Source organism: Frondihabitans peucedani, from assembly GCF_039537585.1.
GTDB classification, from domain to species: Bacteria; Actinomycetota; Actinomycetes; order Actinomycetales; family Microbacteriaceae; genus Frondihabitans; species Frondihabitans peucedani.
Genome location: NZ_BAABAU010000001.1, coordinates 1,047,786 through 1,073,934 on the forward strand (window position 1 = coordinate 1,047,786; position 26,149 = coordinate 1,073,934).

At 70.8% G+C, this 26,149-nt stretch carries 20 protein-coding genes; 15 read left to right on the forward strand and 5 right to left on the reverse strand.

The genetic code is table 11. From position 1 onward, the window contains the following. Window positions 1-16 precede the first annotated feature (16 nt). Window positions 17-2,164: a hypothetical protein gene (locus ABD733_RS04880; RefSeq protein ID WP_344793898.1), complete on the reverse strand. Its 2,148-nt coding sequence runs from the start codon at window positions 2,162-2,164 to the stop codon at window positions 17-19. 110 nt (window positions 2,165-2,274) lie between these two features. On the opposite strand from ABD733_RS04880, the gene ABD733_RS04885 reads away from it, so the two are divergent. Together ABD733_RS04885 and ABD733_RS04890 are read left to right on the forward strand one after the other, a co-directional pair. After that, complete coding sequence (locus tag ABD733_RS04885; RefSeq protein WP_344793899.1) at window positions 2,275-3,414, forward strand: glycosyltransferase family 4 protein; 1,140 nt, start codon at window positions 2,275-2,277, stop codon at window positions 3,412-3,414. Further along, entirely contained in the window at window positions 3,411-4,277 is an 867-nt protein-coding gene (locus ABD733_RS04890; RefSeq protein ID WP_344793900.1) for a glycosyltransferase family 2 protein, read from the forward strand. The genes ABD733_RS04885 and ABD733_RS04890 overlap by 4 nt, the downstream gene beginning before the upstream one ends. 53 nt (window positions 4,278-4,330) lie before the next feature. Here ABD733_RS04890 and ABD733_RS04895 read toward each other — a convergent pair whose 3' ends face one another. After that, window positions 4,331-5,488 carry a glycosyltransferase gene (locus ABD733_RS04895; RefSeq protein WP_344793901.1) on the reverse strand — a complete coding sequence of 386 codons (1,158 nt, stop codon included), beginning with the start codon at window positions 5,486-5,488 and terminating at the stop codon, window positions 4,331-4,333. A 20-nt stretch (window positions 5,489-5,508) separates the two neighbouring features. On the opposite strand from ABD733_RS04895, the gene ABD733_RS04900 reads away from it, so the two are divergent. The 7 genes from ABD733_RS04900 to ABD733_RS04930 all read left to right on the forward strand — a co-directional run bounded on the left by ABD733_RS04900 (window position 5,509) and on the right by ABD733_RS04930 (window position 12,271). Then, a complete protein-coding gene (locus tag ABD733_RS04900) occupies window positions 5,509-6,513 on the forward strand; it encodes a lysylphosphatidylglycerol synthase transmembrane domain-containing protein (RefSeq protein WP_344793902.1) in 1,005 nt (334 codons plus the stop codon). A 30-nt stretch (window positions 6,514-6,543) separates the two neighbouring features. Then, complete coding sequence (locus ABD733_RS04905; RefSeq protein ID WP_344793903.1) at window positions 6,544-8,037, forward strand: glycosyltransferase family 39 protein; 1,494 nt, start codon at window positions 6,544-6,546, stop codon at window positions 8,035-8,037. A 327-nt stretch (window positions 8,038-8,364) separates the two neighbouring features. Next, the gene (locus ABD733_RS04910) at window positions 8,365-8,901 is read left to right on the forward strand and encodes a MarR family winged helix-turn-helix transcriptional regulator (protein ID WP_344793904.1); all 537 of its coding nucleotides are present in this window, start codon (window positions 8,365-8,367) and stop codon (window positions 8,899-8,901) included. Window positions 8,902-9,057: 156 nt separating this feature from the next. Next, a complete protein-coding gene (locus ABD733_RS04915; protein ID WP_344793905.1) occupies window positions 9,058-9,729 on the forward strand; it encodes an acyl carrier protein in 672 nt (223 codons plus the stop codon). Then, complete coding sequence (locus tag ABD733_RS04920) at window positions 9,729-10,934, forward strand: acyl-CoA dehydrogenase family protein (protein ID WP_344793906.1); 1,206 nt, start codon at window positions 9,729-9,731, stop codon at window positions 10,932-10,934. The genes ABD733_RS04915 and ABD733_RS04920 overlap by 1 nt, the downstream gene beginning before the upstream one ends. Continuing rightward, window positions 10,931-11,917: a class-II aminoacyl-tRNA synthetase family protein gene (locus ABD733_RS04925; RefSeq protein WP_344793907.1), complete on the forward strand. Its 987-nt coding sequence runs from the start codon at window positions 10,931-10,933 to the stop codon at window positions 11,915-11,917. Before ABD733_RS04920 ends, ABD733_RS04925 begins: the two co-directional genes overlap by 4 nt. A gap of 180 nt (window positions 11,918-12,097) precedes the next feature. Further along, window positions 12,098-12,271, forward strand: a complete 174-nt coding sequence (locus ABD733_RS04930) for a hypothetical protein (RefSeq protein ID WP_344793908.1) — start codon at window positions 12,098-12,100, stop codon at window positions 12,269-12,271. A gap of 90 nt (window positions 12,272-12,361) precedes the next feature. Here the strand turns inward: ABD733_RS04930 and rfbA are convergent, their stop codons facing one another. Further along, window positions 12,362-13,222 carry a glucose-1-phosphate thymidylyltransferase RfbA gene (gene rfbA / locus ABD733_RS04935; protein WP_344793909.1) on the reverse strand — a complete coding sequence of 287 codons (861 nt, stop codon included), beginning with the start codon at window positions 13,220-13,222 and terminating at the stop codon, window positions 12,362-12,364. A 2-nt stretch (window positions 13,223-13,224) separates the two neighbouring features. Beyond that, window positions 13,225-13,851, reverse strand: a complete 627-nt coding sequence (locus ABD733_RS04940; RefSeq protein WP_344793910.1) for a dTDP-4-dehydrorhamnose 3,5-epimerase family protein — start codon at window positions 13,849-13,851, stop codon at window positions 13,225-13,227. 40 nt (window positions 13,852-13,891) lie between these two features. Between ABD733_RS04940 and ABD733_RS04945 the strand changes: the two genes are divergently transcribed. Genes ABD733_RS04945 through ABD733_RS04960 form a run of 4 tightly spaced genes read left to right on the forward strand, consistent with a single transcriptional unit; the run spans window position 13,892 to window position 20,440 of the window. Further along, window positions 13,892-15,211: a rhamnosyltransferase WsaF family glycosyltransferase gene (locus ABD733_RS04945; RefSeq protein WP_344793911.1), complete on the forward strand. Its 1,320-nt coding sequence runs from the start codon at window positions 13,892-13,894 to the stop codon at window positions 15,209-15,211. Further along, window positions 15,208-16,701, forward strand: coding sequence for a glycosyltransferase family 2 protein (locus ABD733_RS04950; RefSeq protein WP_344793912.1), 1,494 nt, complete (start codon window positions 15,208-15,210; stop codon window positions 16,699-16,701). The genes ABD733_RS04945 and ABD733_RS04950 overlap by 4 nt, the downstream gene beginning before the upstream one ends. Continuing rightward, window positions 16,698-19,370, forward strand: coding sequence for a glycosyltransferase (locus ABD733_RS04955; protein WP_344793913.1), 2,673 nt, complete (start codon window positions 16,698-16,700; stop codon window positions 19,368-19,370). The genes ABD733_RS04950 and ABD733_RS04955 overlap by 4 nt, the downstream gene beginning before the upstream one ends. After that, window positions 19,367-20,440 carry a glycosyltransferase gene (locus ABD733_RS04960; protein WP_344793914.1) on the forward strand — a complete coding sequence of 358 codons (1,074 nt, stop codon included), beginning with the start codon at window positions 19,367-19,369 and terminating at the stop codon, window positions 20,438-20,440. Before ABD733_RS04955 ends, ABD733_RS04960 begins: the two co-directional genes overlap by 4 nt. A gap of 38 nt (window positions 20,441-20,478) precedes the next feature. Here ABD733_RS04960 and ABD733_RS04965 read toward each other — a convergent pair whose 3' ends face one another. Beyond that, window positions 20,479-22,218 (reverse strand): glycosyltransferase family 2 protein, encoded by a 1,740-nt coding sequence (locus ABD733_RS04965; protein WP_344793915.1) that lies wholly within the window; start codon window positions 22,216-22,218, stop codon window positions 20,479-20,481. A gap of 131 nt (window positions 22,219-22,349) precedes the next feature. Between ABD733_RS04965 and ABD733_RS04970 the strand changes: the two genes are divergently transcribed. Together ABD733_RS04970 and ABD733_RS04975 are read left to right on the forward strand one after the other, a co-directional pair. After that, a complete protein-coding gene (locus ABD733_RS04970; protein WP_344793916.1) occupies window positions 22,350-23,963 on the forward strand; it encodes an exonuclease/endonuclease/phosphatase family protein in 1,614 nt (537 codons plus the stop codon). A 62-nt stretch (window positions 23,964-24,025) separates the two neighbouring features. Continuing rightward, complete coding sequence (locus tag ABD733_RS04975; RefSeq protein WP_344793917.1) at window positions 24,026-26,116, forward strand: acyltransferase family protein; 2,091 nt, start codon at window positions 24,026-24,028, stop codon at window positions 26,114-26,116. Window positions 26,117-26,149 lie beyond the last annotated feature (33 nt).

Here is a 26,149-nt window from a genome sequence, read left to right on the forward strand (position 1 = left end):
TGGCCGCCCACTGGCTCTAGCTGGCCTTCGGCGCCGTGCAGAGCGACGCGGCCGGCACTGTGTCGGACGTCACCCGGTAGACGGTGAAGTCGTAGTGCGCGACCTGCCAGGCGTTGTTGGTCGGCGGCTGCATGAGCATCGACACGTCCTGCGAGACGGTGTCGAGTCGGGCGATGTCCAGGCCGCTCCCGGCGAGGCGCGTCGGAAGCCGCACACCACCCGGCATGTCGCTCTCGACGACGTAGACCTTCGTCGAGCGGGCACAGGCGAGCGCCCGGTCGATCTGCTGCGTCCCGAGGACCACGTCCGGAAGCGCGCCGTTCGCCGTCGAGCGTCCGCCGTTGTCGAACGGGTAGCCGTAGGCGTACTTCAGCGGCAGCCCCAGGGCCTGCCAGGTGTTCGGGAACCCCGAGCCCGGGACGATGCCGACCGCCGTCGCGCCCCAGAGCACCGTCTGGTCGCGGTCGGGCATGGCCTTCTCGAGCTGCGTCTGGATCGCCTGCGCGCCCTGCAGCTCGGTATTCTCCTGCAGCAGCGCGGTGCGGGGCAGGAGCCCGAGCACGAGCGCGGCGGCGATGACGGCCACGACCGGCCCCGCGATCGACACCGGCTTCCGGTCGCGCGTCGGGCGGGCGAAGACCCTCGAGAAGTCGAGGCGCACCGACACCGACTCGAACACCGTGCCGAAGGCGACGCCGACCAGGATCATCAGGATCGGGAAGAACTCGCTGTAGAGGTAGCGGTCCCAGTAGAGGAAGACGATGTGGGGCCGGATCTCGGCGAGGCGGCCGTTCTGCAGGACGACGAACACGGCCCCGAGCATCGTTGCCGCGATAACGAGGGTCGCCCGCGCCCTGGTGTGCCGCGTAACGGCCACGAGGATCGCTGCGACGAGGCCGATCCTGACGAACCAGATGCCCTGTCGGTTCAGGATCTGCCAGACGTCGTTGTCGTGGTGCCTCGCCAGGAGGACGGCGCCGATCAGGGCCGCGGCCCCGACGAGCTCGACAATCCGCACGACGACGCCGACGTTGTCGTCGTCGACACTCTCGGCCCGCGAGACGGCCCGGAGCCGGCGCACCAGGAGGTAGGCGGCGGCGAGCACCACGACGACGGCGACCGCGGCGACCGCGCTGGCGACGCTCGCCCGCAGCAGGCCGGCTCCGCGGAGGTCCTGGAAGAGGCCCTTCGGGAGGAGCTCCCGGATCTGGAGATCGACGTAGTAGTTCTGGATGCGGTCGATCCCGTACCAGTAGCCGATCGCCGCGCCCACGCCGTTGGCCAGGATGAAGGCCCAGAGGCCGGCGGCGAGGTGGCGCCAGCGGGGTTCGACGAGCGCGATCACGGCCACGACGACGACCGGCAGGATCAGGACGGGGGCGGTCCCTCGCAGGAGGCTCAGCGCCAGCATCGTGATTCCGCCGAGCGCCGCCCAGAAGGCCTGCCGTCTCGCGGTGCTCTGCACGACGCCGATGATCGCGATCAGCCAGAAGACCAGCAGGGGTGCGTTGAGCGACTCGCTGAGAGTGATGGTGGAGAACCAGATGGACGTGGGGTGGACGGCGACGACCGCCCCGACGACGAGCGCGATCCAGCGGTCGATCCCGACCATCCTGAGCAGGCGCACGGTGACCAGGATCAGGACGAGCCCGGTGAGCGGGACGATCGCCGTGACGCCGCTCGCACCGGTGAGGAGGCCGCCGAGCACCAGGAACATCGAGAAGACCGGCGGCCACGACGACTGCAGGGTGCCGGTGCGGAGGAACTGGTCGGCCCAGTTCGTGTAGGCGCCCATGTCGCCCGTGTACTCGACGAAGTCGCTCGGGTGGCGGCGGAGCAGGAGGGCCACGGCCAGGATCACGACGAGCACGGCGATCCAGACGATCTCGCGTCGGACGGGCGCTGCCGGCCAGGCGAACTGCCGCCGCCTGGTGACGATGAACGCCACGACGGCGAGCTCGACCAGCACGGCGAGGACGAGACCGGCGACGCCGATCCAGGAGTAGACGGACAGCCCGGTCACGAGGAGGAGGAGCCCGGCGGCCACGGAGTCGATGACCAGAGAGGCCCAGTCGTCGCGGTCTCGACGCACGGCCACCGCCCACGGCAGGCCGACGACGAGGGAGAGGAGCGCTGCGAGCGCAACCGTCAGAATCGCGATCACCGGCCACATGCTACTTGGTCGGACCCGCCGCCCAGAGTCAGGGGGCTGCGGTGTCGACCTGTAGCCTGGGTGACTGTCCAGTCAGCCCGAACGGTCGAGAGATGGTGTGCATGAGCCTGTCGGTTCTCGTCGACGCCACCTCCCTCCCGGCGAACGCGGGCGGTGTCGGGCGCTACCTGCTGCACCTCCTCCCCGCTCTGGCCGCGGCGCCTGACGACGGCGACCGGCTGCGGCTCGTCGTGGCCTGCCAGGCCCGCGACCGCGAGACGTGGCAGCGCCTGGCCCCCGGGGCCGAGGTCGTCGCCGTCCCCGCCTGGGCCCGCTCGGTCCCCGGGCGACTCGTGTGGGAGCAGGTCGGCCTGCCGAGGCTGGCGGCCCGGCACCGCGTCGACGTCATCCACTCGCCGCACTACACGATGCCGCTCCTCGCCGGGCGGCCCGTCGTCGTGACCCTCCACGACGCCACCTTCTTCTCGCACCCGCAGCTGCACTCCCGGCTGAAGCGCACGTTCTTCCGGTTCTGGACCAGGTACTCGGTCCGGCGGGCGGCAGTCTGCGTGACGCCGAGCCGCGCCACGCTCGACGAGGTGCGACGGGCCACGAGGGCCCGGCTCGACACCGCCGTCGTGGCGTACCACGGCATCGACGTCGACCGCTTCCATCCTGCGTCGCCCTCGGCGATCACCGAGGTCACGCGCGTCTTCGAGGGCGGCGGGCCGTACGTGGCGTTCGTCGGCACCATCGAGCCGCGGAAGAACGTCGTGCCGCTGATCGAGGGTTTCCTCCGCGCCACCGACGACGAGCGCCTCGCGGGCTGGCGCCTCCTCGTCGCGGGCGGCGCCGGCTGGGACGACCGCGCCGTCGACCTCCTCCGCTCTCGACGCCACCACCCCCGCGTGCAGTGGACGGGCTTCCTCGACGACGAGGCGCTGCCCGCCTTCCTCTCCGGCGCCGAGCTCGTCGCCTACCCGAGCGAGGGCGAGGGCTTCGGCCTGCCCGTCCTCGAGGCGATGGCCTGCGGCACCGCGGTGCTGACGACCGACCGGCTCGCCCTCCCCGAGGTCGGCGGCGACGTGGCGTACTACACCGAGACGTCCGCCGACGAGATCGCCGACTCCCTCCGCGAGGTCCTGCTCGACCGTCGCGGTCGCCACGACCGCGCCGCGCAGGGCCCGGAGCGCGCGTCCGGGTTCACCTGGGAGCGATCCGCCGACGAGCACCTCGGCGCCTACCGGCAAGCCGCGGCATGACCCGGTCCGACGTCGCCGTCGTGACGATCACGTACTCCCCCGGCCAGACCCTCGACGACTTCATCGACTCGCTCCGCAGCGAGTCGTTCCCGCCGCGGCCCGTCATCGTCGTCGACAACGGATCGACGGACGGGTCGCCAGAGCGGGCCGAGCGCGACCACGAGCACGTCACCCTCCTGCGGAGCCCCGGGAACGTCGGCTACGGGCGGGCGGCGAACCTCGGAGTGGCGGCCCTCGACCGCGATGTCGAGTGGGTCCTGATCTGCAACCCCGACACGCAGGTGACCCCGGGCGCGGTCGAGACTCTCCTCGCTGCCGGTCGCGAGCATCCTGAGGCGGCCGTCCTCGGGCCGCGCATCGTCGAGCCCGACGGCAGCGTCTACCCGTCGGCCCGCGCGCTGCCGGCGATCCGGACCGGAATCGGGCACGCGCTCTTCTCGGGCGTCTGGCCGACGAACCCGTGGACGAAGCGGTACCAGCAGCGCGACGTCTCGGCGTCGCCCGAGCCCGCGGGCGTCGGCTGGCTCTCGGGGGCGTTCCTGCTCGTGCGCCGGGCCGCCTTCGAGGAGATCGGCGGGTTCGACCCCGACTTCTTCATGTACTTCGAGGACGTCGACCTCGGCCGCCGAGTCGGGCTCGCCGGCCACACGAACCTCTTCGTGCCGGCCGCCGTCGTGGTGCACATCGGCGGAGCGTCGACCGACCGGGTCGCCGATGTGATGGTGCGGGCGCACCACGACAGCGCCTACCTCTACATCGCCAAGACGCACCCCGGTGTCCTGTGGGCTCCCGTCCGGCTCGCCGTGCGGATCGGCCTCCGCGTGCGCGCCGGCTCGATCGTGCGGAAGTCGCACCGGGCGTAGCTCCGCTGGCGGTTCGGTGCGGCTGGTGCTGCTGGTGCCGCTGCGCGCCCGAGCTACCGCGCCCGCAGCACCTCGTCGAGCGGGGCCGTCACCGCGGCGGGCGTGAAGCGGGCATCGGCCCAGGCGCGGGCGTCGGCGCGATGCCGGGCCAGACGCTCGCGGTCGTCGGCGAGGGCCCGGACCGCGGCCGCCAGGGCAGCAGCATCGCCGGCGGGCACCAGGTCGGCGCTGTCCGCGAGGATCCTGCGCTGGGCCTCGGTGTCGCTCGTGATCACGGCCGTGCCCGCCGCCTCGCACTGGTACACCTTGTTCGGCACGACGCGCTGCGCCTTGTCGGTGGTGCCGAAGATGCCGAGCCCGACGTCGAACGACGCGACGGTCGCGGGGAGCTCCGCCGAGTCGACCCACGGCACCCAGGTCGTCGGCGCCCCGCCGGCAGCTGCCCGCTTCGCCGCGTCGAGGTCCTGTCCGCTCCCGATCATCGTGAACTCGACCGGGGCGTCGCCCAGCAGCGCGATCGCCTCGCCGATCGTCACGGCGCCCTGCAGCGGCGTGAACAGCCCGAAGAAGACCACGCGGAGCGGGCCGTCCGCAGCGGCTCCGCTCGCAGCAGCTCCTTCCGCAGCGGCTCCGCCCGCAGCAGCCTCGCCAGCAGGATCGGCGGGCCGGTCGACGAACCAGTAGCCGGGCGCGCCGACCGCGACGACGAGGCCCTTGTGGGCGCTCGCCGGCGGCAGGAGGTCGAGGTGCTCCTGCGTGTCGAGCAGCACGACGTCGGCGAGCCGGATGGCCCTCCGGTCGAGGAGCCGCAGCACGCGCTGCTTCAGGCCGCCCCCTCCGACGCCGCGGTCGACCGCCGTCGTGGAGGCGTAGATGAGGTGGTCGAGCACGATCGTCGTGCGCGGGAACAGCACGCGGGCGAGCCACACGTCGAAGTGGCCCATGTAGCCGATCAGGAGGGCGTCGGGGGCGTTCCGGCCGCGGGCCCGGCGCGTCTTCCCAGCGAGGCGGATCCACGATCTGGCAAGCTTGCCGACGAGTCTCAGCGGCCCCGCCGCAGACCCGAGCATGTCGACCCGCTCCGCGGTCGAGAGCCCGAGCGGGACGTTCGCCTCGGCCACCTGGTGCCCGTGGGAGCGGAGCCCTTCGATGAGCACCGAGATCCGCGGGTGGCTCGTCGCTTGGTAGGTTCCGAAGGCAAGAATGCGCACGACCACGACCCTAGGTGACGATGACCCCCACTGACGACGCCCGGCCCGAGGGCACCGCCCTGCCCGACGGCACGCCCAAGCGCTCGAGGGCGAAGCTCCTCCGCACGGGTCTCATGGTGGTGGCGCTCGTGCTCTGCGTCGTGTTCCTCATCCCCCGCGCCGACGACATCGTCACTGCCGTCGGCCAGCAGAGCGCGCTCTCGATCGTCGGAGCGCTGCTGCTCGGCTTCGCAGGCATCTACGCGACGTTCCTGTCGTGGCGCGAGCTCATGAAGGGCGCCGGTCACCGGCTGCCCTGGGCGGCGAGCCAGCGCGTGTTCTTCCTCTCGCAGATCGGCAAGTACATCCCGGGCTCGATCTGGCCGATCGTGGCTCAGGCCGACCTCGGGCGCGCGCACAAGGTGCCGCCGACGCGATCGGTGGCGGTCGGGCTGCTGACCCTGCTGATCAGCTGCGGCGCCGGCATCTGCATGGCCGCCGCCACGCTTCCGTTCGTGACCCCGGACGCCCTGGCCGACTACTGGTTCGTCCTGATCCTGGTGCCGATCGTCCTGCTGCCGCTGTACCCGCCGATCCTGCGCTCCCTGATGCGCCTCGCCTCGAAGGTGGCGCGCCGCGACCTGGCCGACCTGAGCCTCCGCGGCCGCAACACGGTCGCCGCCTGGCTCTGGGCGGCGGTGGCCTGGGTGCTCTTCGGCGGGCAGATCGCCGTCCTGCTGACGCCGCTCAAGACGCTCTCGCCGTCGACGGTGCTCCTGAGCATCGGCGCCTACGCGCTCGCCTGGCTGGTCGGCTTCCTGGTGTTCTTCCTGCCCGCCGGCCTCGGCGGCCGCGAGGCCGTGCTCACCGCTCTCCTCGTCGTGGGCGGCGCGGCGACGTCCGGCCAGGGCGTCAGCATCGCGCTCATGTCGCGGGTGCTGCTCACCGTGGGCGATCTCGTGCTCGCAGGATCCGCGATCCTGAACCACCGCCTCCGCGAGGGCCGCGGCGCCGAGGCCACGACCCCGGAGTCGCTCCGCTCGTAGCCGGGCGTGCTCCGGATAGGCTCGGTGTCCGTGCCCGCTCCCGTCCGCGTCGTCATCCGCGTCCTCGCTTTCGGCGCCGTCGCAGCCGTGGGGCTCTTCCAGGCCTTCTGGCATCTCGGTCGCGCGAACATCAACCCCGACGAGGGCGTGTACCTCACCGCAGGCCAGCAGTACATCCGCGGTGTCTTCACATTCAACAGGGAGCACCCGCCGACGGCGAAGTACATCCTCGGGCTCGTGCAGGAGGTGCTGGGCCAGAATCTGACCTCCGGCAGGATCGCGGCGACCAGCATCGCCTTCCTCGCCGGCGTGGTGCTCTTCCTCTGGCTCCGCAGGGAGCTCGGCTTCTGGTGGGCTCTGGTCGCGACCGCTTTCTGGTGGCTCCTGCCCCGCGCTGTCGTCCAGACCGGCATCAAGATCGATCGCTTCGCCATCCTCGAGCCGTTCATGGTCTCATTCGCCATCCTCGCCCTCGCCCTCGGCTGGTGGTGGTTCCGCAGGCCCACGTGGTGGGCGGCCGCGCTGGCGGGCGCGGCGATGGCCCTCTCGGTGACGTCGAAGGTCTCCACCGCCTTCCTGGTGGTCACCTTCGCGTTCTTGGCCGTGCGACTCCTGCTCCGCGATCGAGCCGTCCGCGCCGGCCTCGTCGGCCTGGCGAGCTATGTCGCCGCCTTCGTGGCGGTCTTCGCGGCCTCGTGGCATCCGATGGGCATGACGAGCGCCATCCGGTACATGCTCGACTTCCAGTCCGAGCAGAACCGACTCGGTCACAACGTGATCGTCGCCGGCCGGGTCGTCCTCCATCCACCGTGGTGGGCGAACCTGTGGTTCACCGAGCAGGGGCTCGGTCCGTGGCTCCTCGCGGCCCTCTGCCTGGCCGCCCTCTTCGCGTTCCTCCCCCGACCGAGCGAGTTGTCGGTGTACCTGGGGGTCGCCCTCGCCGTCCTCCTGGTCTTCTACCTGCTCGTCGCGAAGAACGCGTTGCCGAGCTACTACTACGTGTGGGTCTGGATCCTGTTCGTCCTCGCCGCGATCGGCACGAAGAACCTCTTCGAGTTCCGGCGGCAGCGGCGGAGGATCCTCCGTCCCCTCGCGCTCGTCATCCTGCTCGTAGCAGGGGCGACCGCCGTGACGACGACAGCCGCGATCGCCCGGGTCGGTCCTACCGGCTTCGCGCGCGTCAGCCCGGTGCTGGCAGAGCACGGAGTCACGCGGATCAAGATCCTCAGCACCGGATACGCATCCTGGGAGTTCAAGCCCTACCTCGGCGCAAATGTGAAGGCCGCGACGATCGATGCCTCGAATCACGCCTCGTTCGGCGGGGCGCCCTTCTCAGCGACTGCGGTTGCGTTGCGGACGGACAACCGCATTCACATCGATCGGCCGCTCGAGACCTTCGTCGCGAACCACCGGGAGCTCTTCACGCATGTCGTCGTGGACGACGTCGACCTTTATCTGCCGAAGGGCGGCCGGACGGTGATGCAGACAGGCGACTCCTTCGACTTCGGGCCGCCGAGCACCTGAACGATTCCCGAGGGACGGATGACGACGGCGCCGGATGGAGGTAACCTGCCCTGGTCGGCGAATCTCGCTCGACCCTTGGCACCTCGCCGCGCTCCCTGCCCGTGAAGCTCAGCGCAAGGCGAGATGCCCCCGGGGCCGCATCCTTTTCGACGAGGATGCGGCCCTCTCTGTCCCATCCACAGGTGGGGCGGGCAGTCCACGATAAGCCGCACTCGTGGGTCGCCGTCAACCCCCCGCGGGAACTCTCGGCAGACGCTATAATTGCTGGTCAAGAGCCGATTTCGCTAGACCCACTAGCTAGAGCGTCTAGATGGTTAGACTGAGCCCATGGTGCAGACGAAGCCCAGCGGGGCCACCTTCGACGCTTCCGGCTACTGGTACGAGAAGACCGATGCCGAGCGCAGCGTCGAAGTGCTGAACGCTCTGCGCCGCTACCGGGCGGCCGAGTCCGAGATGCGGCGACGCACCCGAACCTCGATGAAGATGGGCGAGACCGACCTCGCTGCGATCCGCTACCTCCTCCGCGCCGAGCGCAACGACCAGCCCATCAGCGCGAAAGACCTCGCCGATCACCTCGGCATCACGACGGCCTCGACGTCCGTCCTCATCAACCGGCTCGTCAAGAGCGGCCACCTCGAGCGGCTCCCTCACCCGTCCGACCGGCGCGGCGTCCTCCTGCGGGCCACCGGCGCCTCCGACGTCGAGGTGCGGGCGACCCTCGACGGCATGCACGCCCGCATGATCCTGCTGGCCGAGGCGCTGTCCGCCGACGAGGCGCGCGTCATCGCGACCTTCCTGCACGACATGGCCGAGGCCGTCGACATCGACGACCACGCCGTGGTGCCCGCGCCTGCCGACGCCTGACCGTCGACGCCTGAGGGCGGGCCGCCGCCGGGTCTGAGGCCCGCGTCCTGCTCCTCGCCAGGACCCCGGACTGGGGGCCCGCTCTCGCCTGGCTCTCCGCAGCCCCGCCCACCTACACTTGCAGGACCGGAGCGCCCGAAACGCACGGTCCTCTCCATGCCGATCTCTGACACTCCGCCCCCTCGCCGCCCCGCCGGTCCGCTCGTCCCGCGAGTGGGTTCCGACCTGGTGTCCGTCGTCGACGTCGAGGGGTCGATCCAGGCCTTCGGCGACCGCTACCTCGACCGGGTCTACACGCAGCTCGAGCTCGAGCAGTCGTCCCGGTCGCCCGAGCGGCTCGCCGGGCGCTTCGCCGCGAAGGAGGCCGTGACGAAGCTGCTGCGGCCCGAGCGCGGAACAGCGCTCCCCTACCGCGACATCGAGGTCGTCACCGCGCCGTCCGGCGCTCCGCGGGTGAGGCTCCACGGCCGTGCCGCCGAGCTCCGGCAGGAGCGCGGGCTCTCGCGGATCGACCTCTCCGTCTCTCACGACCGCGGCCTCGCCCTCGCGACCGCCGTCGCCCTGCTCCACCGAAAGGAACCCGGACCCATGAAGGACACCATCCGCACCGTCCTCGACCAGCACGGCCACCTGACGAGGCCCGCCGGGGAGGTGGGCGACTCCGACGACCTCTACCAGGCCGGCCTCACGTCGCACGCGACCGTCAACGTCATGCTCGCCCTGGAGGACGAGCTCGACCTCGAGTTCCCCGACGCCCTCCTCACGCGCGCCACCTTCACCTCCATCGACTCCCTCGCCGCTGCGGCGTCGTCGCTCCAGGACGCCTGATGGCCGGAGCCGCCGGCGCAGGAGCCGACGCGACGACCGTGACGCTGCCGGGGCGCTCCCTCGCCGACCGCGCCGCCGACGTCGCGAGCATCGCGGCTCTCCACGCCGACGACGTCGACGCCCGGGCGAGGTTCCCGCGCGAGGCCGTCGACGCGCTGCGGGAGAACGGCCTGCTCGGCGCAGCGGTCCCAGAGCACCTCGGCGGCGAGGGCGCCACCGTCTCGGAGCTCGCAGCGGTCGCGACCGTGCTGTCCGAGGCCTGCTCGGCCACGGGCATGATCTACGTCATGCACCAGATCCAGGTGCTCTGCCTGACCCGGCACGGCGGCGAGAGCCGGGCGGTCGTCGACCTCCTCCGCGGCGTCGCCTCGGGCGGCGTGCTCCTCGCCTCGGCGACGACCGAGCTGGGCATCGGCGGCAACACGCGCACCAGCAGCTGCGCCGTCGTGCCCGGCGCCGCGGGGCGCGTGATCCTCGAGAAGACCGCTCCGGTCATCTCGTACGGCGCCTACGCCGACGCGATCCTGACGACCGCCCGCCGCACCCCCGACAGCGTCCCGTCCGACCAGGTGCTCGTCCTCTGCGATGCCGCCGACACCGTCCTCACCCCGATCTCGGAGTGGGACACTCTCGGCTTCCGCGGCACCTGCAGCCCGGGGTTCGAGCTCCGCGCCGACGTGCCGGCCGATCACGTCCTGCCGGCCGAGTACGCGACGATCTCGGCCGAGACCATGCTGCCGGTGTCGCACATCCTGTGGGCGGCCGTGTGGCTCGGGATCGCGAACGCCGCCACCGAGCGCGCCCGCAGCGTCACCGTCACAGCGGCCCGGAAGGCGATCGGCACCCTGCCGCCGTCGGCGACGCGCTTGGCAGAGCTTCTCGGCGACCTCGAGGTCTTCGCGGCGCTCGTCCGCGACTCCGCGCGCACCTTCGACGAGGTCGCCGACGACCGCGCGGCCCTCACGACCATCCCGATGGCGATGCGCTTCAACTCCCTCAAGATCACGTCCTCGGAGACCGTCATCGAGATCGTCTCCACAGCCATGCTGATCACCGGGATCGCGGGCTACCGCCTCGACTCCGACGTCAGCGTCGGGCGTCAGCTCCGCGACTCGTACGGGACCGCCGTCATGGTCAACAACGACCGCATCCTCGCCAACAACGCTCAGCTCTCTCTGCTGACAAGGAAGAAGGCCGCACGATGAGCGACACCCGACACGGCGAGCCGGCCGCACTCGATCCTGCGGGCACCCCCGGAGAGACCGTGAGCGAGCTCGACGCGGCACGGGACGCCTTCCGTGAGGAGCTCCTCGCCTCGGGCCTGCTCGTCGATGCCGGCCAGCCGGGCCTCTACGGGCGCTCCGGCGAGCTGGAGGACGTCGTCGACGGCGTCTCGCGCTACGTGCAGTCGCGCTTCGCCGACCTCCGGCCGAGCCGGAGGCGCTTCGCCCCGGTGATCTCCCGGGCCGAGTTCGAGAAGACCGAGTACATCGTGTCGTTCCCGCAGCTCACCGGAGCGGTCCACGGCTTCACCGGCACCGACGCGGAGCACAAGAGACTCGTGAGCACTCGTGCCCAGGGCCTGCCGTGGGACTCCTTCCTCTCCCCCGCCGAGACGATGCTCGTCCCGGCCGTGTGCCACCCGCTGTTCGAACGGCTCCGCGGTACGACGAATCCCGAGGGGCAGATCTTCGACCTCGAGGGCTTCTGCTTCCGACACGAGCCCTCGCGCGACCCGATGCGCCTCCAGGCCTTCCGGCAGCACGAGCTCGTCTTCGTCGGTCCGGGCTCGCTCGCCTACGACTTCCGCACCGAGATGAACGAGCGGCAGCTCCGCGACCTCCGAGAGCTCGGGCTGGACGCACGGGTGGTCCCGGCGAACGACCCATTCTTCGGCCGGACCGGTCGCTTCCTGGCCCGCAATCAGCTCGAAGACGAGGCGAAGCTCGAGGTGGTGGTGCCCATCTACGGCGACCTCGACGACGGCACCGCCATCGCTTCCGCGAACCGCCACGGCGACCACTTCGGCGCGACGTTCGGCATCGAGGCGGGCGTCGGCGAGGCGGCGCACAGCACCTGCCTCGGCTGGGGCCTCGAGCGCACCGCCCTGGCCCTGATCCGGACCCACGGCACCGACACGTCGGCGTGGCCGGAGAGCACCCGCAGGCTGCTCTCGCTGTCCAGCTGAGAGCGATGGCCGGAATGCGCGACCTCTCCACGTCGAGAGAGACTAGTTAGACGAACTAGGCAAACCGGTGTAGAACAGAGACGTTCCGATTCACGGCGGAACACCTCCCCCGGTCACCGTTCCTGGCGGCCGGGCGCACGCGTCACCTCAGCAGCGCAGGGCTGCAGAAACGGGTTGATCATGACCACCAGCACCGCCGGGCCGAAACCCCGCTACCGCCGCACGACATCGCCCGCGGGCCTCTCGCCGCAGGCCGACCGCATCGTCAACAGGATCATCGCCGTGGCGGCCGGAGCCGGCATGTGCACCAGCCTCGCGGTCGCCTTCGTCAGCTCGGCCGGCCTCCTCCGCTGAGACACGTCAGCCCGGCGGCCTCGTTGCACTGAGGCGTCGTCGGGCCGGACCTGACAGGCCCGTCCTAGACCGGACCAGACCGGACCGGCCTCAGGCCAGCAGACTCCGCAGGTACTCCCCGTAGCCGCTCTTGACGAGCGGCGCCGCGAGCGCGGCGAGACGCTCATCGTCGATCCAGCCGCGACGCCAGGCGATCTCCTCGACGCAGCCGACCTTGAAGCCCTGCCGCTGCTCGATGACGCGGACGTACTCGGACGCCTGCATCATCGACTCGTGCGTGCCGGTGTCGAGCCAGGCGGTCCCTCGCTCGAGGACCTGCACCTGCAGGGCTCCGATCGACAGGTAGTGGTCGTTGACCGCGGTGATCTCGAGCTCGCCGCGGGGGCTCGGCGTGATGCTCTTCGCGATCTCGACGACGCGGTTGTCGTAGAAGTAGAGCCCGGGCACCGCGTAGTTGCTCTTGGGGTTCTCGGGCTTCTCCTCGATGGAGACCGCGCTGAACTCGGCGTCGAACTCGACGACGCCGTAGGCCCGCGGGTTCGCCACGTGGTACGCGAAGATCACGCCGCCGTCGGGGTCGGTGTTGGCCCGGAGGCTCGAGCCGAGACCGGTGCCGTGGAAGATGTTGTCGCCGAGCACGAGCGCGACCTTCTCGTCGCCGATGAACTCCTCGCCGATGATGAAGGCCTGCGCCAGGCCGTCGGGCGAGGGCTGGACCGCGTAGGTCAGCTCGATGCCGAGCTCGCTGCCGTCGCCGAGGAGGCGCTGGAACTGCGACGCGTCGTCGGGGGTCGTGATGATCAGGATCTCGCGGATCCCCGCCGACATCAGCGTCGACAGGGGGTAGTAGATCATCGGCTTGTCGTAGATGGGCACGAGCTGCTTGGAGATGCCCTTGGTGATCGGGTAGAGCCGCGTGCCGGAGCCGCCAGCGAGGATGATGCCGCGCATGCTCAGGCCCCCGCGCTCGTCGAGGACTGCGTCCGCAGCGTCTCGTAGTAGGCCAGACACTCGGCATAGGAGGGCAAGAGGCCCCGGTCGGCGGCCTCCGCCAGGGTCGGCGCCTCGACGTCCTTCGGCGACAGGAGCGGCTCGCCGAGGTCGCTCGGGAACGTCAGCCCGATCTCGGGGTCGGTGACGCTCAGGCCCTTCTCCCGCTCCGGATTGAACACCTCCGACACCAGGTAGTTGACGGTGGCGCCCTCGGTCAGCGCGACGATGGCGTGCCCGAGGCCCTCCGAGAGGTACACGGCGCGGCGGTCGACGTCGTCGATGAGGACGCTGTCCCACTGGCCGAAGGTCGGCGAGCCGGTGCGGATGTCGATGATGAAGTCGATGAACGCGCCCTTGGGGGCCGAGACGTACTTGGCCTGGCTCGGCGGCACCAGCGCGTAGTGGATGCCGCGCGCCACGCCCCGGGACGACACGGAGGTGTTGGTCTGCTTGAGGGTCAGGGCGTGGCCGACCGTCTCTTCGAGGGCCTCGTAGCGGTACTGCTCGAAGAAGACCCCTCGGTCGTCGCCGTGCTGCTTCGGCGTGAACTCCCACGCCCCCGGGATCGTCAATTCGCGAATCTGCACCCGTGGAGCCTAGCAAGGGCTCGGCTAGGCTCGATCGGACATGAACACCACCAAACTGCGCCGTCTTCTCGCCGATCTGCTCCGAGTCAACGGCCGGTACCTGCGCGACGACGTCTACCGCAACACGATCCGCGAGCGGCTGAACAACGTCGGCGTCGGCAGCCACGCGATCGAGGCGCGCGAGGTGAAGCGCTCCCCGCGGGCCGCTCGACCGTTCCGCGGTCTCGTCGAGACCAGCCTCGCGCTGTCCGGCATCGACCGCAGCGGCGGGGGCCGCCACGTCAACATCGTGCTCGGCGAGGTGCGCGAGGGCGGTGCCTTCGCCGGCATCCAGACAGCCGTGGCCGTCGGGGTCGCGCTGGCGTCCGAACTCGGTCTCCCGGTCCGCGTGGTGATGGTGTCGTGGACGACGCCCGGCAACTCGTCGAAGGCCGCCGCCGCGGTGCTCCGCGAGCGCTTTCCGGGCGTGAGCTTCGAGGTGGTCGCTCGCGAGGAGATCCTGCGCGCCTCGTTCGGAGAGCAGGACGTGTGGCTGGCGACGCACTGGAAGACCGCCCACGCGATCGACGTGGCCGCCACGTCCGGCGTGATCGACCGGGCCCGCGTCGGCTATCTGGTCCAGGACTTCGAGCCGGGCTTCAGCCCCTGGTCGACGGAGTTCGCGCTGGCACGGGCGACGTACCACGCGGGATTCCGCCTGCTCGTCAACTCGGCCCCCCTCCAGCAGTACCTCGCCCGGGAGGAGGGCGTCGAGGTGCCCGACGACGCGACGTTCTCGCCACACTTCGACCTCGACCTCCTGCGCCGCGTGGCCGAGGAGCGCTCGCACGACGCGACGACGCGGGTCCTCTTCTACGGCCGCCCCTCCAAGCACCGGAACCTCTTCCGCATCGGCGTCTCCGCCCTGCAGATCGCCGTCGACCGTCTCGAGGGCTCGGGCCTCACCCTCGAGTTCGCCTCGGCCGGCGAAGTGCACCGCGACGTCGACCTCGGTCACGGTCAGAAGCTCGAGAGCGTCGGCACGCTGCCGTGGGACGACTACTTCCGCTTCATCGCCTCCCGGAACGTCGTGCTGAGCCTGCAGCTGAGCCCGCACCCGAGCCACCCGCCCTTCGACGGCGCCATCTCGGGCGCGCAGGTCGTCACGAACGAGTTCGCCGACACCCGGTCTGCTCTCCACCCCAACATCGACGCGGTCGCCGCCGACCCGGTCAGCCTCGGCGAGGCGGTGGCTCGAGCCGTCCGACGTGCCGCGGCCGACGGGCCCACCGGCTACCGCGATCTGGCGCCCGGCGCCCTCGGCGGGTCGCTCGACGACGCCGTCGCCCACCTCGCTCGACAGCTCCAGGAGTCCGCATGAGTTCCCTCGCCTCCGATCGTCGCGTCACGGTCGTCGTCCCGGTCTACGGCGACCTCGAGTCGCTCCTCAACTGCCTCGACGCGCTGCTGTCGCACCTCGACCTCGGCCGCCACCGCATCCTGCTGGTGAACGACTGCGGCCCCGACGCCGACGCGATCGAGAAAGCCCTGCTGAACAGGATCGACGGGGTGGCCGGCGTCACCTACGCGCGCAACAGCGAGAACCTCGGCTTCGTGGGCACGTGCAACCGGGCCGCGACGGAGCTCGACACGAGCGACAACGACATCCTGCTGCTCAACAGCGACACCGTCCCGACGCCGGGCTTCGTCGACGAGATGCTCGAGGTGCTCTACGCGAGCGACGACATCGGCGTCGTGACCGCCCGGAGCAACAACGCCACCATCGCGAGCCTCCCGTTCCGCCTGAGCCAGGGCGGCGACCGCACCTTCGAGCGCACGACGGAGGTCTTCGAGGCCGTCTCCGGCCGACTTCCCCGCTGGTATGCGACACCGGTCGCCATGGGCTTCTGCTTCCTGACCAGGCGAACCCTGATCCGCCGCTTCGGTCTCTTCGACGACGCCTTCGCTCCCGGCTACGGCGAGGAGAACGACTACTGCCTCAGGATCGGCGCCCAGGGCTTCGTCTCGACGATGGCCAACCGCGCCCTCGTCTTCCACGCTGGCTCCAAGAGCTTCGTCGGTGCGCGCCGCAACACCCTCCGCACCGCGCACCAGCGGGAGCTCGAGCGCCGCTACCCGTTCTACGGCGAGGCCGTGCAGTCGTTCCTCCGGCACGACGTCGCGCCCGCCGACCGGTTCGCCGACCTCCTCGTACCCCGAGCGGGCGCCCTCCCCCGCGTCGCTCTCGACCTGAGAGGCGCTCCCTCCGCCGTCGTCACGAGCGCGGTACCCGCCTTCCTGGCCGCGTTCCCGGCCGAGCGCTGGCACCGCGAGCTTGTGCTCGACGACGAGGGTGCGGCCGACGTCCGCGGCGCCGCCGACGTCACCGTCTCGACGAAGGCCGACGACGACGACCTGGTCGCCGCGACCGTCCTGGCGAAGGGGTCGACAACCCCAGGAGCCCTGGTGCGCGCCCACCGACGCTCGCTCGTGCTCGTGACCGTCGCGGGTGATCCTGCGGCCCCGACCTCGGCCCCCTGGCCCGACGCCGCCTTCCGCGCTCGCGCCCGCGACGCCGGTCCCGCCCTCGAGCGCAGCAGCGGCGTCGTGATCACGGATGCGTGGGCGGCGGGCGAAGCGGCCCTGACGGCAGCCCTCTCCGCGCCGCTCGACGAGCGCGTCGACGCCCTCGAAAGACGCTTCGACGGCCTGCGTCTCGCCGACGTCACGCTCGACGCGGCCGGGCCGGACTCGGGCGCCGAGGTCGAGCGGCTCCGCACCGAGATCGCCGATCTGCGGGCTAGCCGGACCTTCCGCACGGGCGAGAAGATCGCGCGCCTCACGCCTCGCCTCCCAGGACGAAAGAAGTGACGGACGACCGCGGCCGCAGGCCCGGGTCTGCGCTCCGCGCGGTCGCGAAGCGGTTTCGCCCCGCACCGGCGCCTCTGACGGTCAACGACCGTCTGCTCCGCTGGGCGAGACGGATCGGCGAGTTCGGAATCGTCGACCGCGAGTACTTCGAGATCCTGGTCGGCCGCTCCTTCGCGACGGACGCGGAGGCGATCGAGTTCTACGTGTTGAACGACGGCAGCCGAGGCCTTTCGCTCTCCCCGCTCATCGAGCCGGAGTGGCTCCACGACCGCCAGCCCGACGAGCGGATGAGCTGGTACGACTTCCTGCACCAGGAGTCCGCCGACCTCGTGAGCACGTCGCCGGTGTTCGACGCCGGTGTCTACGCCGAAGCCTTTGCGGGCGCAAATCGCCCGGGCACCACCCTCGACGCCCTCCGCCACTTCCTCGCGCACACGAGCGACGCGACGCCGCTTCCCGTGCCGCCGGGTCGTCCCGGTCCGACCCCGACCTGGGGCGAGGTGCGGCGCCGTGCGCTCGACCAGGCGAAGCTCTTCGCGGCCGCTCAGCACCGCACCCGCCGCCGGTACCGGCAGGCCTGGGGCGGTGGCGACCTCGACTCCGCTCGAGCCGCCTACGCCACGGGGCTCGCCCGGCTCGCCGCCGAGAGGCCGCTGGTCTCCGTCATCCTGCCGACGCACGACCGGGCCGTGCCGCTCGAGACCGCGATCGCCTCGGTGAGCGCTCAGACCTACGACGGCTGGCAGCTGGTCGTCGTCGACGACGGCTCGACCGACGGCACCGCCGAGCTGCTCGAGCGCCTCTCGGCTGCGGAGCCCCGGCTCACGGTCGTGGCGCAGGATCCCTCCGGCGCAGCAGCAGCCCGGAACGCCGGCCTCGACGCTGCCACCGGCACCTTCGTCGCCTTTCTCGACTCCGACAACACCTGGCGGCCGTCCCACCTCGAGATCGCCCTCGCAGCCCTCCTGACTGACGACCGCAGCTCGGTGTTCACCGGCCTCCGGATGGTCGGCCTCAACAACACCGGGGACGCCGCCGCCGAGTCGCAGGAGACGTTCCGCGGCGAGTCCGGCACCCTCGACGACCTGCTGGCCGGCAACTTCATCGACCTCAACGCGCTCGTGGCGTCGGCCGCGGCCATCGCCGAGATCGGCCGCTTCGACACCGCGCTCAAGCGCTGGATCGACTACGAGTTCGTCCTGCGCCTCGCCCGCCGCTCCGGCGTGCCCCACTACGTCGACCACCTCACGGTCGACTACGACAACACGTTCGACCCGCAGCGGCTGTCGTCGCGCGAGGGCGCCTCCTGGCAGGAGGTCGCGGTCGCCCCGCACCTGATCGACTGGCCCGCCCTGTCGGCGGCTGCCGACGATCGCCAGGCCGACACCGTGTCGATCGTGATGCCCGTGTACCGGGAGTGGCGGATGACCGTCCGCGCCGTCGAGGCGGTGCTGGCCGCAGCCGACGGCGACGCAGACGCCGCTGGGGCTGGCGTCGAAGGGCCCGGCGTCGAGGTCGTCGTCGTCGACAACGCCTCGCAGCGGAGCGTCTCGGCGATCCTCACGTCGTGGTTCGGCGACGAGCCGCGCGTCGCGGTCCTGCGCCCGGACCGCAACCTCAACTTCGGCCTCGGCAGCGACGTGGGGCTCGCTGCCACCACGGGGGCCGTGGTGGTCATGCTCAACAACGACACGGAGGTGCGGCCCGGGTGGCTGGCTCCCCTGCTGCGCGAGCTCGACGATCCTGCGTGCCTCGGAGCCCAGCCCCTGCTGCTGTATCCCGAGGGCACCGTCCAGGCCGCCGGCACCGTCTTCGGCGGCGACAAGGTGCTGCCCTGGCACTTCCTGGCCGGGCACCCCACGGCCGATGTCGAGCGGGCCGGGCAGACGTCGTTCTCGGCCATCACGGCCGCCGCCGCCGCCTTCCGGGCCGCCGACCTGATCCGCTGGCGCGGCTTCGACCCCGTCTTCGCCAACGGCCTCGAAGACGTCGACCTGTGCCTGCGGGCTCTCGACGAGCGCCCCGACGCGCACTTCGCCGTCGCCCTCGACTCGGTGGTCGTCCATCACGAGAGCAGGTCGCCCGGCCGCGACGACGCCCGGATCGCGAACCGCCGGATCTTCGACGAGCGCTGGCAGGGCCGCTACCCGGCGGCCGACGCCGCCGAGCGGTATGCGACTGCCGGGCTGTCGTTCGCCGGAGTGCTCGCCGGCGAGCCGAAGGGCCACGACGTGATGGTCCGGTCGTCGCAGCCCGTCGTGCTGCGGCCTTCGCGCCTCGTCGAGTCCGGGCCGTGGTCAGGACGCCCGGCCCTCCGCTGGGCGATCAAGGCGTCCCCCTCGGCGGTCGCCACCGCCTCCTCGTTCGCCGCCGCCCTCCGCGACCTCGGCCAGGACGTCGTGATCGACGAGCCGGGCGCCTTCTACCGCTCCTCGTGCTCGCTCGACGACGTCTGCGTCGCGATCCTCGATGCCGACCGCTTCGTGCCGCAGCCGGGCGCGGTGAACGTGCTGTGGGATCCTGCCGCCGTGCAGGATCCGCTCGCGGCCTCGGCCTTCGCGATCCATGCCGGCCCGGGCGGCGTGCTGCGGTCGCCGAGCCGGACGACCGCGGCGGAGGCGCTGGCGCTCGAGGCACTCGAGGCACTCCACAGGATCGCGACGCGATGAGGTCGAGAGGCCGGGTCGCGGTCTTCCCGGCGTACAGCGACAACCCGTACGTCAACCTCCTCACGCTCGCAGCGCGGGCTCGCGGCTACCGCTTCGTCGACTCGACGTCGCTCGAAGGACTCGAGCGCGACAGCGCAGGCCTCGGCCGCGGTGACGCCCTGCACGTCCACTGGACGTCGCCGATCGTGCAGCGGGCCGACACCGGAGCCGAGGCGGCAGAGCGTCTCGCGCGGTTCCGGGCGGCGGTGGACGGTGCCGCGGAGCGCGGCGCCTCGGTGCTCTGGACCCTGCACAACGTCCTCCCCCACGACGTCCGCCACGAGGCCCTCGAGCTGGAGCTCTGCCGCTACCTGGCCGGCCGCGCCGACGTCCTGCACGGCATGACGCCCGACGTGGTCGAGGCCGCCGCGCCACTGTACGCGCTCGACCCCGCGAAGCTCGTCGTGATCCCCCACCCGAGCTACCAGGGCGTCTACCCGTCCGAGTTGACGCGCTCCGACGCCCGCGCGGCCCTCGACATCGCGGACGGCGAGCGCGCCGTGCTGTTCTTCGGCCAGATGCGGCCGTACAAGGGGCTCTCGGACCTCCTCGACGCGGTGGGCGAGTCGACGTCGCGAGAACGCGTCGTCCTGCTGCTGGCGGGACGGACGAGCGACGACGACCGCGCGGCCCTCGACGCGCGCCTCCCGGCCGGGGTCCGCGCCGTCCGGCATCACTCGCACGTGAACGACGCCGACGTGCAGCGCTGGTTCCGGGCGGCGGACGTCGCGGTGCTGCCGTACCGCCGCGTGCTGAACTCCGGCACGCTGCATCTCGCCTCGACGTTCGGCGTGCCGGTGATCCTGCCCGACGAACCGCACCTGCGGCGCTCGTTCGGCGACGAGCCCTGGATCTCGTGGTTCGACCCGTCGGACGCCGTCGGCGCCATCGCTCGACGCCTCGACGAGCTGGGCGACCGCGTGGTTCCCGACCCGGCCGCAGAGGCGTTCTCGCACCGGCTCGCGCCGTACGCGCTCTCCGACGCCTACGCGGACCTGCTCGACTCGATGCTCCACGAACGGCAGGCCTGAGTCGGTCCTGAGACAGGGTCACCGAGCGGTTGTCCGCGTCAGCCGCGACGGAGCCGGGAGGCGACCTTCCCGAGGAGCCCCCGCGCCGCGGGAGCGCGGTGGTCGACGAGGAACACCCAGCCGCGGGCGCGATCGCTGAGCGGCTGCAGCAGGGAGCCGTCCGGGATCGGCGGGAGGGGCATCCGAGCCGTCACGACCTCGTGATCCTGCGGCTGCACCGACGGTCCGGCCGAGAACCGCACCAGCGCGGAGTACCGACCGGGAGCGGGTAGCTCGGCCGCGGCGACGGAGGCCCGCCAGCGGTCGCCCGTCGGACTCGCGGAGAGCGACGGCTCCGCGGTACCGGCCTCGCTGCGCAGAAGCAGCACCGCCCCGTCGAGCGCCTCGGGCCACGGCAGCGGCCCCGACAGCTCGAGCGACGCAGGCGACACGTCGACCGTGTCGACGACGAGCGGCAGCCCTCGGCGGACGAGCGAGACGCGGCGGACGGCCGCCGGGTCGCCCGAGCGCACGGCGGCGAGCATCCAGCGCAGGATCGCGGACTCCCACGCCTCGGTGTCGGCCGTCGCCACCGAGGGTGCCCCCGCGAGCGCCGCGACGACCGGGCCCAGCTCGTCGGCCGAGACGAGCGCTGCGTCGTTGGCGAGGGCGGTCAGCGGCCCCTCGCGGAGGAGGGCGACGAGGTCGAGACCCCCACCGTCGGCGTCGAGGGCTTCGAAGGCGCGAGCCCAGGCGACCAGGCCGGCGGCGTCGAAGCTGCGTGCAACGCGGGCGGAGGCGGCGGCGACAGCGAGGGATCGGGCCTCCTCGATCCTGCCGGCCTCGGCGAGCGCGATGAGTGCGCGGCGATCGGCGGTCGCCCGCTCGACCGCCACGCGCGGGGCCTCGGCCAGGAGCGCGGCGAACGCCGCGAGGACCTCCGGGTCGGCGGACTCCCCCGACTCGAGACTTCCGAGGTAGCCGCTGAGGTGCACCCACCCGTCGGCGTCGAACACGAGTGCCGAGTACTGCTCGGTGACGGCAGGATCGTCGAACGCGGTGACGAGGCGCGTGGCGAGGAGCTCCTGCTCGAAGTAGAGGCGCGCAGCTTCGGCGGGCGGCGTGCCGGCGGTCATCGACGTCGACCCGGGCCGGTCGCGGTAGAGGTAGACGCACTCGGGCACCACGTCGATGGCGGTCGCTCCGAGGAACGCCCGGGTCGTCGGCACGATGTCGTCGTTCCTCGCCACCTCCGGGAAGCGGAGGTCGAGGGAGTCCCAGAACGACCGCCGGAACATGCGGTTCCAGGCGGCGCGGCCACTGACGAGGGCGGGCAGGTCGCCCGGCCGAGCGCGCTCGACCGCCTCCTCGAACGGGTGCCAGCGGGCGGTCGGGCTCCAGGTCGAAGTCGGCGAGAACTTGAGGTGGTCGCCGATCGCGAAGTCGGAGCCCGTCCGTTCGAGGCTGTCCGCGAGAGCCGCGTAGGCGCCGCGCGGGACGAGATCGTCGGCATCCGCGAAGACGAGGTAGGTGCCGGTGGCGAGGGCGGTGCCGGCGTTGCGCGCGGCTGCCGCACCGCGCGTGTCGGCGACGTGGTGCAGGATCCTGCGATCGCGTCTGGCGAACTCCGCCACCCGCGCCGGTGTGCCGTCGCTCGAGTGGTCGTCGACCACGATCACCTGGAGCTCGTCGCCGCCCTGGGCGAGGACGCTCTCGAGGAGCTCGTCGATCCAGGGCTCCACGTCGTGGGCGGGGATGACCACGCTGATGAGCGGGCGGGGTGCGGCGGGAGTCGTCATGGCGTCTCCGATTCTGTCCCATCCGGCGGCGTCGGGCGTCGCGTACCCCGTTCGAGGCTCTGGCGTACCCCCGCCGTCCCCCGTAGCCTCGGACTCACCACATCCGTCATCTACTGAAATCGGGTTCAGAGATGCTCTCTGCCGTTCGTCGCGCGTGCGTGACCGTGGCGGTGGCCGGCGCGCTCGTCGCCGTCGCCGTCACTCCTGCCCAGGCCGCCAGCGCTCCCAGCCGTGTCAGCGGCGTGGTGCCGTCGACGCAGAGCTGGGCCGCCAAGACCGTCCTGCTGAAGTGGAAGGCGATGTCGGGCGTCAGCTACCAGGCGAAGTACTCGACGTCGTCGACCTTCGCCTCGGCCACCTACAAGAACGTGACGACGGCGTCCTCCAACCTGACCGGCATCCAGCCCGGGCACACCTACTACGCCGTGGTCCGGGCCAAGAAGGGCTCGACGTACGGCGCCTACTCGAGCCGCATCTCGTTCAGCCTGACCGCCGGCTACACGGGTGTCTTCCCGTCGGTGTCGGCGAAGCCGGCCACGAACGGCATCACGGTCGCCTGGGGCGCCGCCCCCTACGCGACCGACTACCGCGTCGTGTGGTCGTCGGGCCCGAACCCGAACCGTCGCCCCGACTACTGGGTGCCGTCGGCCACGTCGTGGTTCTCCGCCTTCAATCCCGTGACGAAGTCGCGCACGATCTCGGGCATTGACGCGAACCTCACCGCGACCGCCTACGGCAACCCGATCTACGCGCACGTCGAGGCCAGGAGCACGGTCAAGCCGTCGACGCACGTTCGCTCATCCCCGCAGGTCGTAGCCTGGCCGACGCCCGCGATGCCCGACGAGTCCGCCCTCGCGGTGAATTTCGGCAGCTACAACGTCGAATGCTCCGGGTGCGAGAAGCCGGGAACGCCGGAGTGGACCACGCGCGCGCCGGCCATCGCGCAGAACATCACAGCGCAGCAGCTCGATATCGCCACCGTGGTGGAAGCCAGCGGTCATTCCGACTCGAACCCGTACGACCCCTATGAGCAGGCCTGGGTCGACCTCGACCGACGGTTGACGTCGCTGGTGGTCACCGACACGGGCGACCTGCCCAACCCCTCCGACCAGGGCAACCGCATCTTCTACAATCCGAGCAAATTCACGCTGGTCGCCACGGGCAACCTCGGCGGCGTCTACGACTATCGGCAAACCGACTGGGCGCATCATTTCATCAACACTCCCTGGGCCGAACTCCGGTCGAAGACCTCGCCCGACACATCGTTTCTCGTCGTCGCGGCTCACTACGGCGTCCCGCAGACGACGGATCCGGTGCTCCGCAAAACCCAACTCGGAATCGACTCGGCGAGGCTCCTGGGATCTCTCGCCGCTCTCAACACGGCTCACCTCCCCGTCATCCTGGGAGGCGACCTCAACGACAACCGGTATCCGGAAGACCGTACCGACGGGGCTCAGCCGACCCTCATCCGCGGAGGGTTCTACGACGCCGCAGCGTCGCTCCACCGACACGGGACGGCGAAATCGACGTACAACAACTCACTCGCTCCGTCGAACCAGGTGAGCGATCCGAACGGCGACGGGCAGCGCATCGATTACATCCTCACGCAGGGATTTCGAGGAAGCGATCAGTTCACGAACAACTACCTGCCCGTCGGAACCGACGGCAGGCTCCTCTCCGTCGTGCCGTCCGACCACAACCTGATAACCGCCTCGCTTCACGTCCCCGCCACTCCGGCGAGCTGAAGCGCTGATGTGCTGATGTGCTGATGGCCGGGGAACGGCCGAGTGCCACGTAGGATCTCCTGGTGTCGTCAACCCGAACCCGGACCACCGCGGCCCAGCAAAACCTGCGATTCGACATCCAGGGGCTGAGAGCCCTCGCCGTGGCGTCGGTCGTCCTCTACCACCTGTGGCCGAATCGACTCCCCGCAGGATTCATCGGGGTAGACATCTTCTTCGTGATCAGCGGTTACCTGATTACCAGTCACCTGTTCAAGAGTCTGGAGCAGGGCGAGGTCCGTCTCGGCCGCTTCTGGAGCCGCCGGGCGATACGCCTGCTTCCCTCCAGCTGCCTCGTCCTCGTCCTGACCGGGCTGTCGATCGCGGCCTTCGTTCCGCGGAACCTCTGGAGGCAGTTTCTCGGCGAGGTCGTCACCTCGACCCTGTACGTCCAGAACTGGAACCTCGCGCACTCGTCGATCGACTATCTGAATCAGGACAACGGCGCCTCGCCGGTGCAGCACTTCTGGAGCCTCTCGGTGGAGGAGCAGTTCTACGTCGTGCTGCCGCTCCTCCTCGTCGTGATCCTGGCCCTCTCGAAGCGCCTCCGATTCTCCGCGGTCAAGGTGGCTCGGATCCTGCTGCTCGTGGTCGTCGTCGTCTCGCTCGCCTATTCCATCGTCGAGACCGCGACGTCGCCCGGTCCCGCCTACTTCTCCACCGCGACGCGCGCCTGGGAGTTCGCGGCGGGCGGGGTCGCGGCGACCTACCTCGGCCGCCGTGGTCACGCCTACGGCCCGAGTGCCCGGCGATCAGGCGCAGCCGCGGCGGGCCTGGTCCTGCTCGTGGTCTCGCTCGTCGTCATCACCCCGGCGCTACCGTTCCCGTCCTACGTCGCCGCACTCCCGGTCGCGGGCACCTTCCTCGTCGTCGCGTTCGGCGGCAGGACCTTTCTCGAGAAGATCGGCTCCCTGGCGCCGATCGCCCTGCTCGGCAGGATCTCGTACGCCCTGTACCTCTGGCACTGGCCGGGAATCGTGATCCTGCCCTTCATCACCCACCACGCATTGACGACGACGGAGAAAGTCGCCATCGGAGTCGCGGCGTTGATCCTGGCCTGGTTGACCACCCGCTTCCTGGAAGAGCCTCTCCGGTTCGCTCCCCGCACGAAGAGCCTCCGCCCGCGGCGGGTCCTGGTGCTCGGAGCTGCCGTGATGGCGTCGTCCGTCGTCGTGGCGTCGACATCCATCGTCGTTCTCAACGTCCAGACCGCTCAGGCGGCGTCCACTGCGAAGCGACTCGAGTCAGGCGACGTCGCCTGCTTCGGCGCCGCCTCGCTCATCTCGTCCAAGACCCCGTGCAAGAACCCGAAGCTCGACGGGGTGTTCCTCCCCGACGTGTCGCAGATGGCGACCGACGACGCGAACCGACCGGCGTGCTGGTCTGCGGGCAACACCGATTCGCTCCGCGTCTGTTCGCTTGGCCAGAAAACAGGATTCACGAAGCACCTGTTGGCGATCGGAGACTCGCACAACAACGCCCTGATCGACGCCTACGAGACCATCGCCGAACACAACGGCTGGCGGATCGACGTCGCCGGTCGCGGCTCGTGCTACTGGACGACGGCATCCCAGACGCAGCTCACGAACGAGCTTGCTACGGCGTGTGCCAGCTGGAAGTCGAAAGTCACCAAGTACGTCGCCGCCCAGAAGTCGCTCGACGCGATCATCGTGACGCACTCGGACGGCAGCGCTCGCGTGAAGCCGACACCGGGGCAGACGGTCAACGAGGCCACGACGGAGGGCCTGGCGAAGGCCTGGGCCGTCGCCACTCGAAACGGCGTGCCGATCATCGCGATCCACGACAACCCGATCCCGGCTCCCAACACGGCGACATGCCTCGCTCAAGATCTGAAGACCGCCAACGCCCGATGCAGTTTCTCTCGGGCGGTGGGGGCCCGCTACTTCGACGGCCAGGCAGAGGCCGCCGCCCGAACTTCGAAGGCGCAGGTGATCGACCTTCGCCGCTACCTCTGCACGACGACGACGTGCCCCGTCGTCATCGGCGGTGTGATCGTCTACCGCGACGGGACGCATCTGACCAAGACCTTCATCAGGTCGCTCACGCCGTATCTCGAAAAAGACCTGCGTTCGGCTCTGACGAAGGCGGGGGCGTAGTCTCGCCTGCAACCGCTCTCACCATCTACTGAA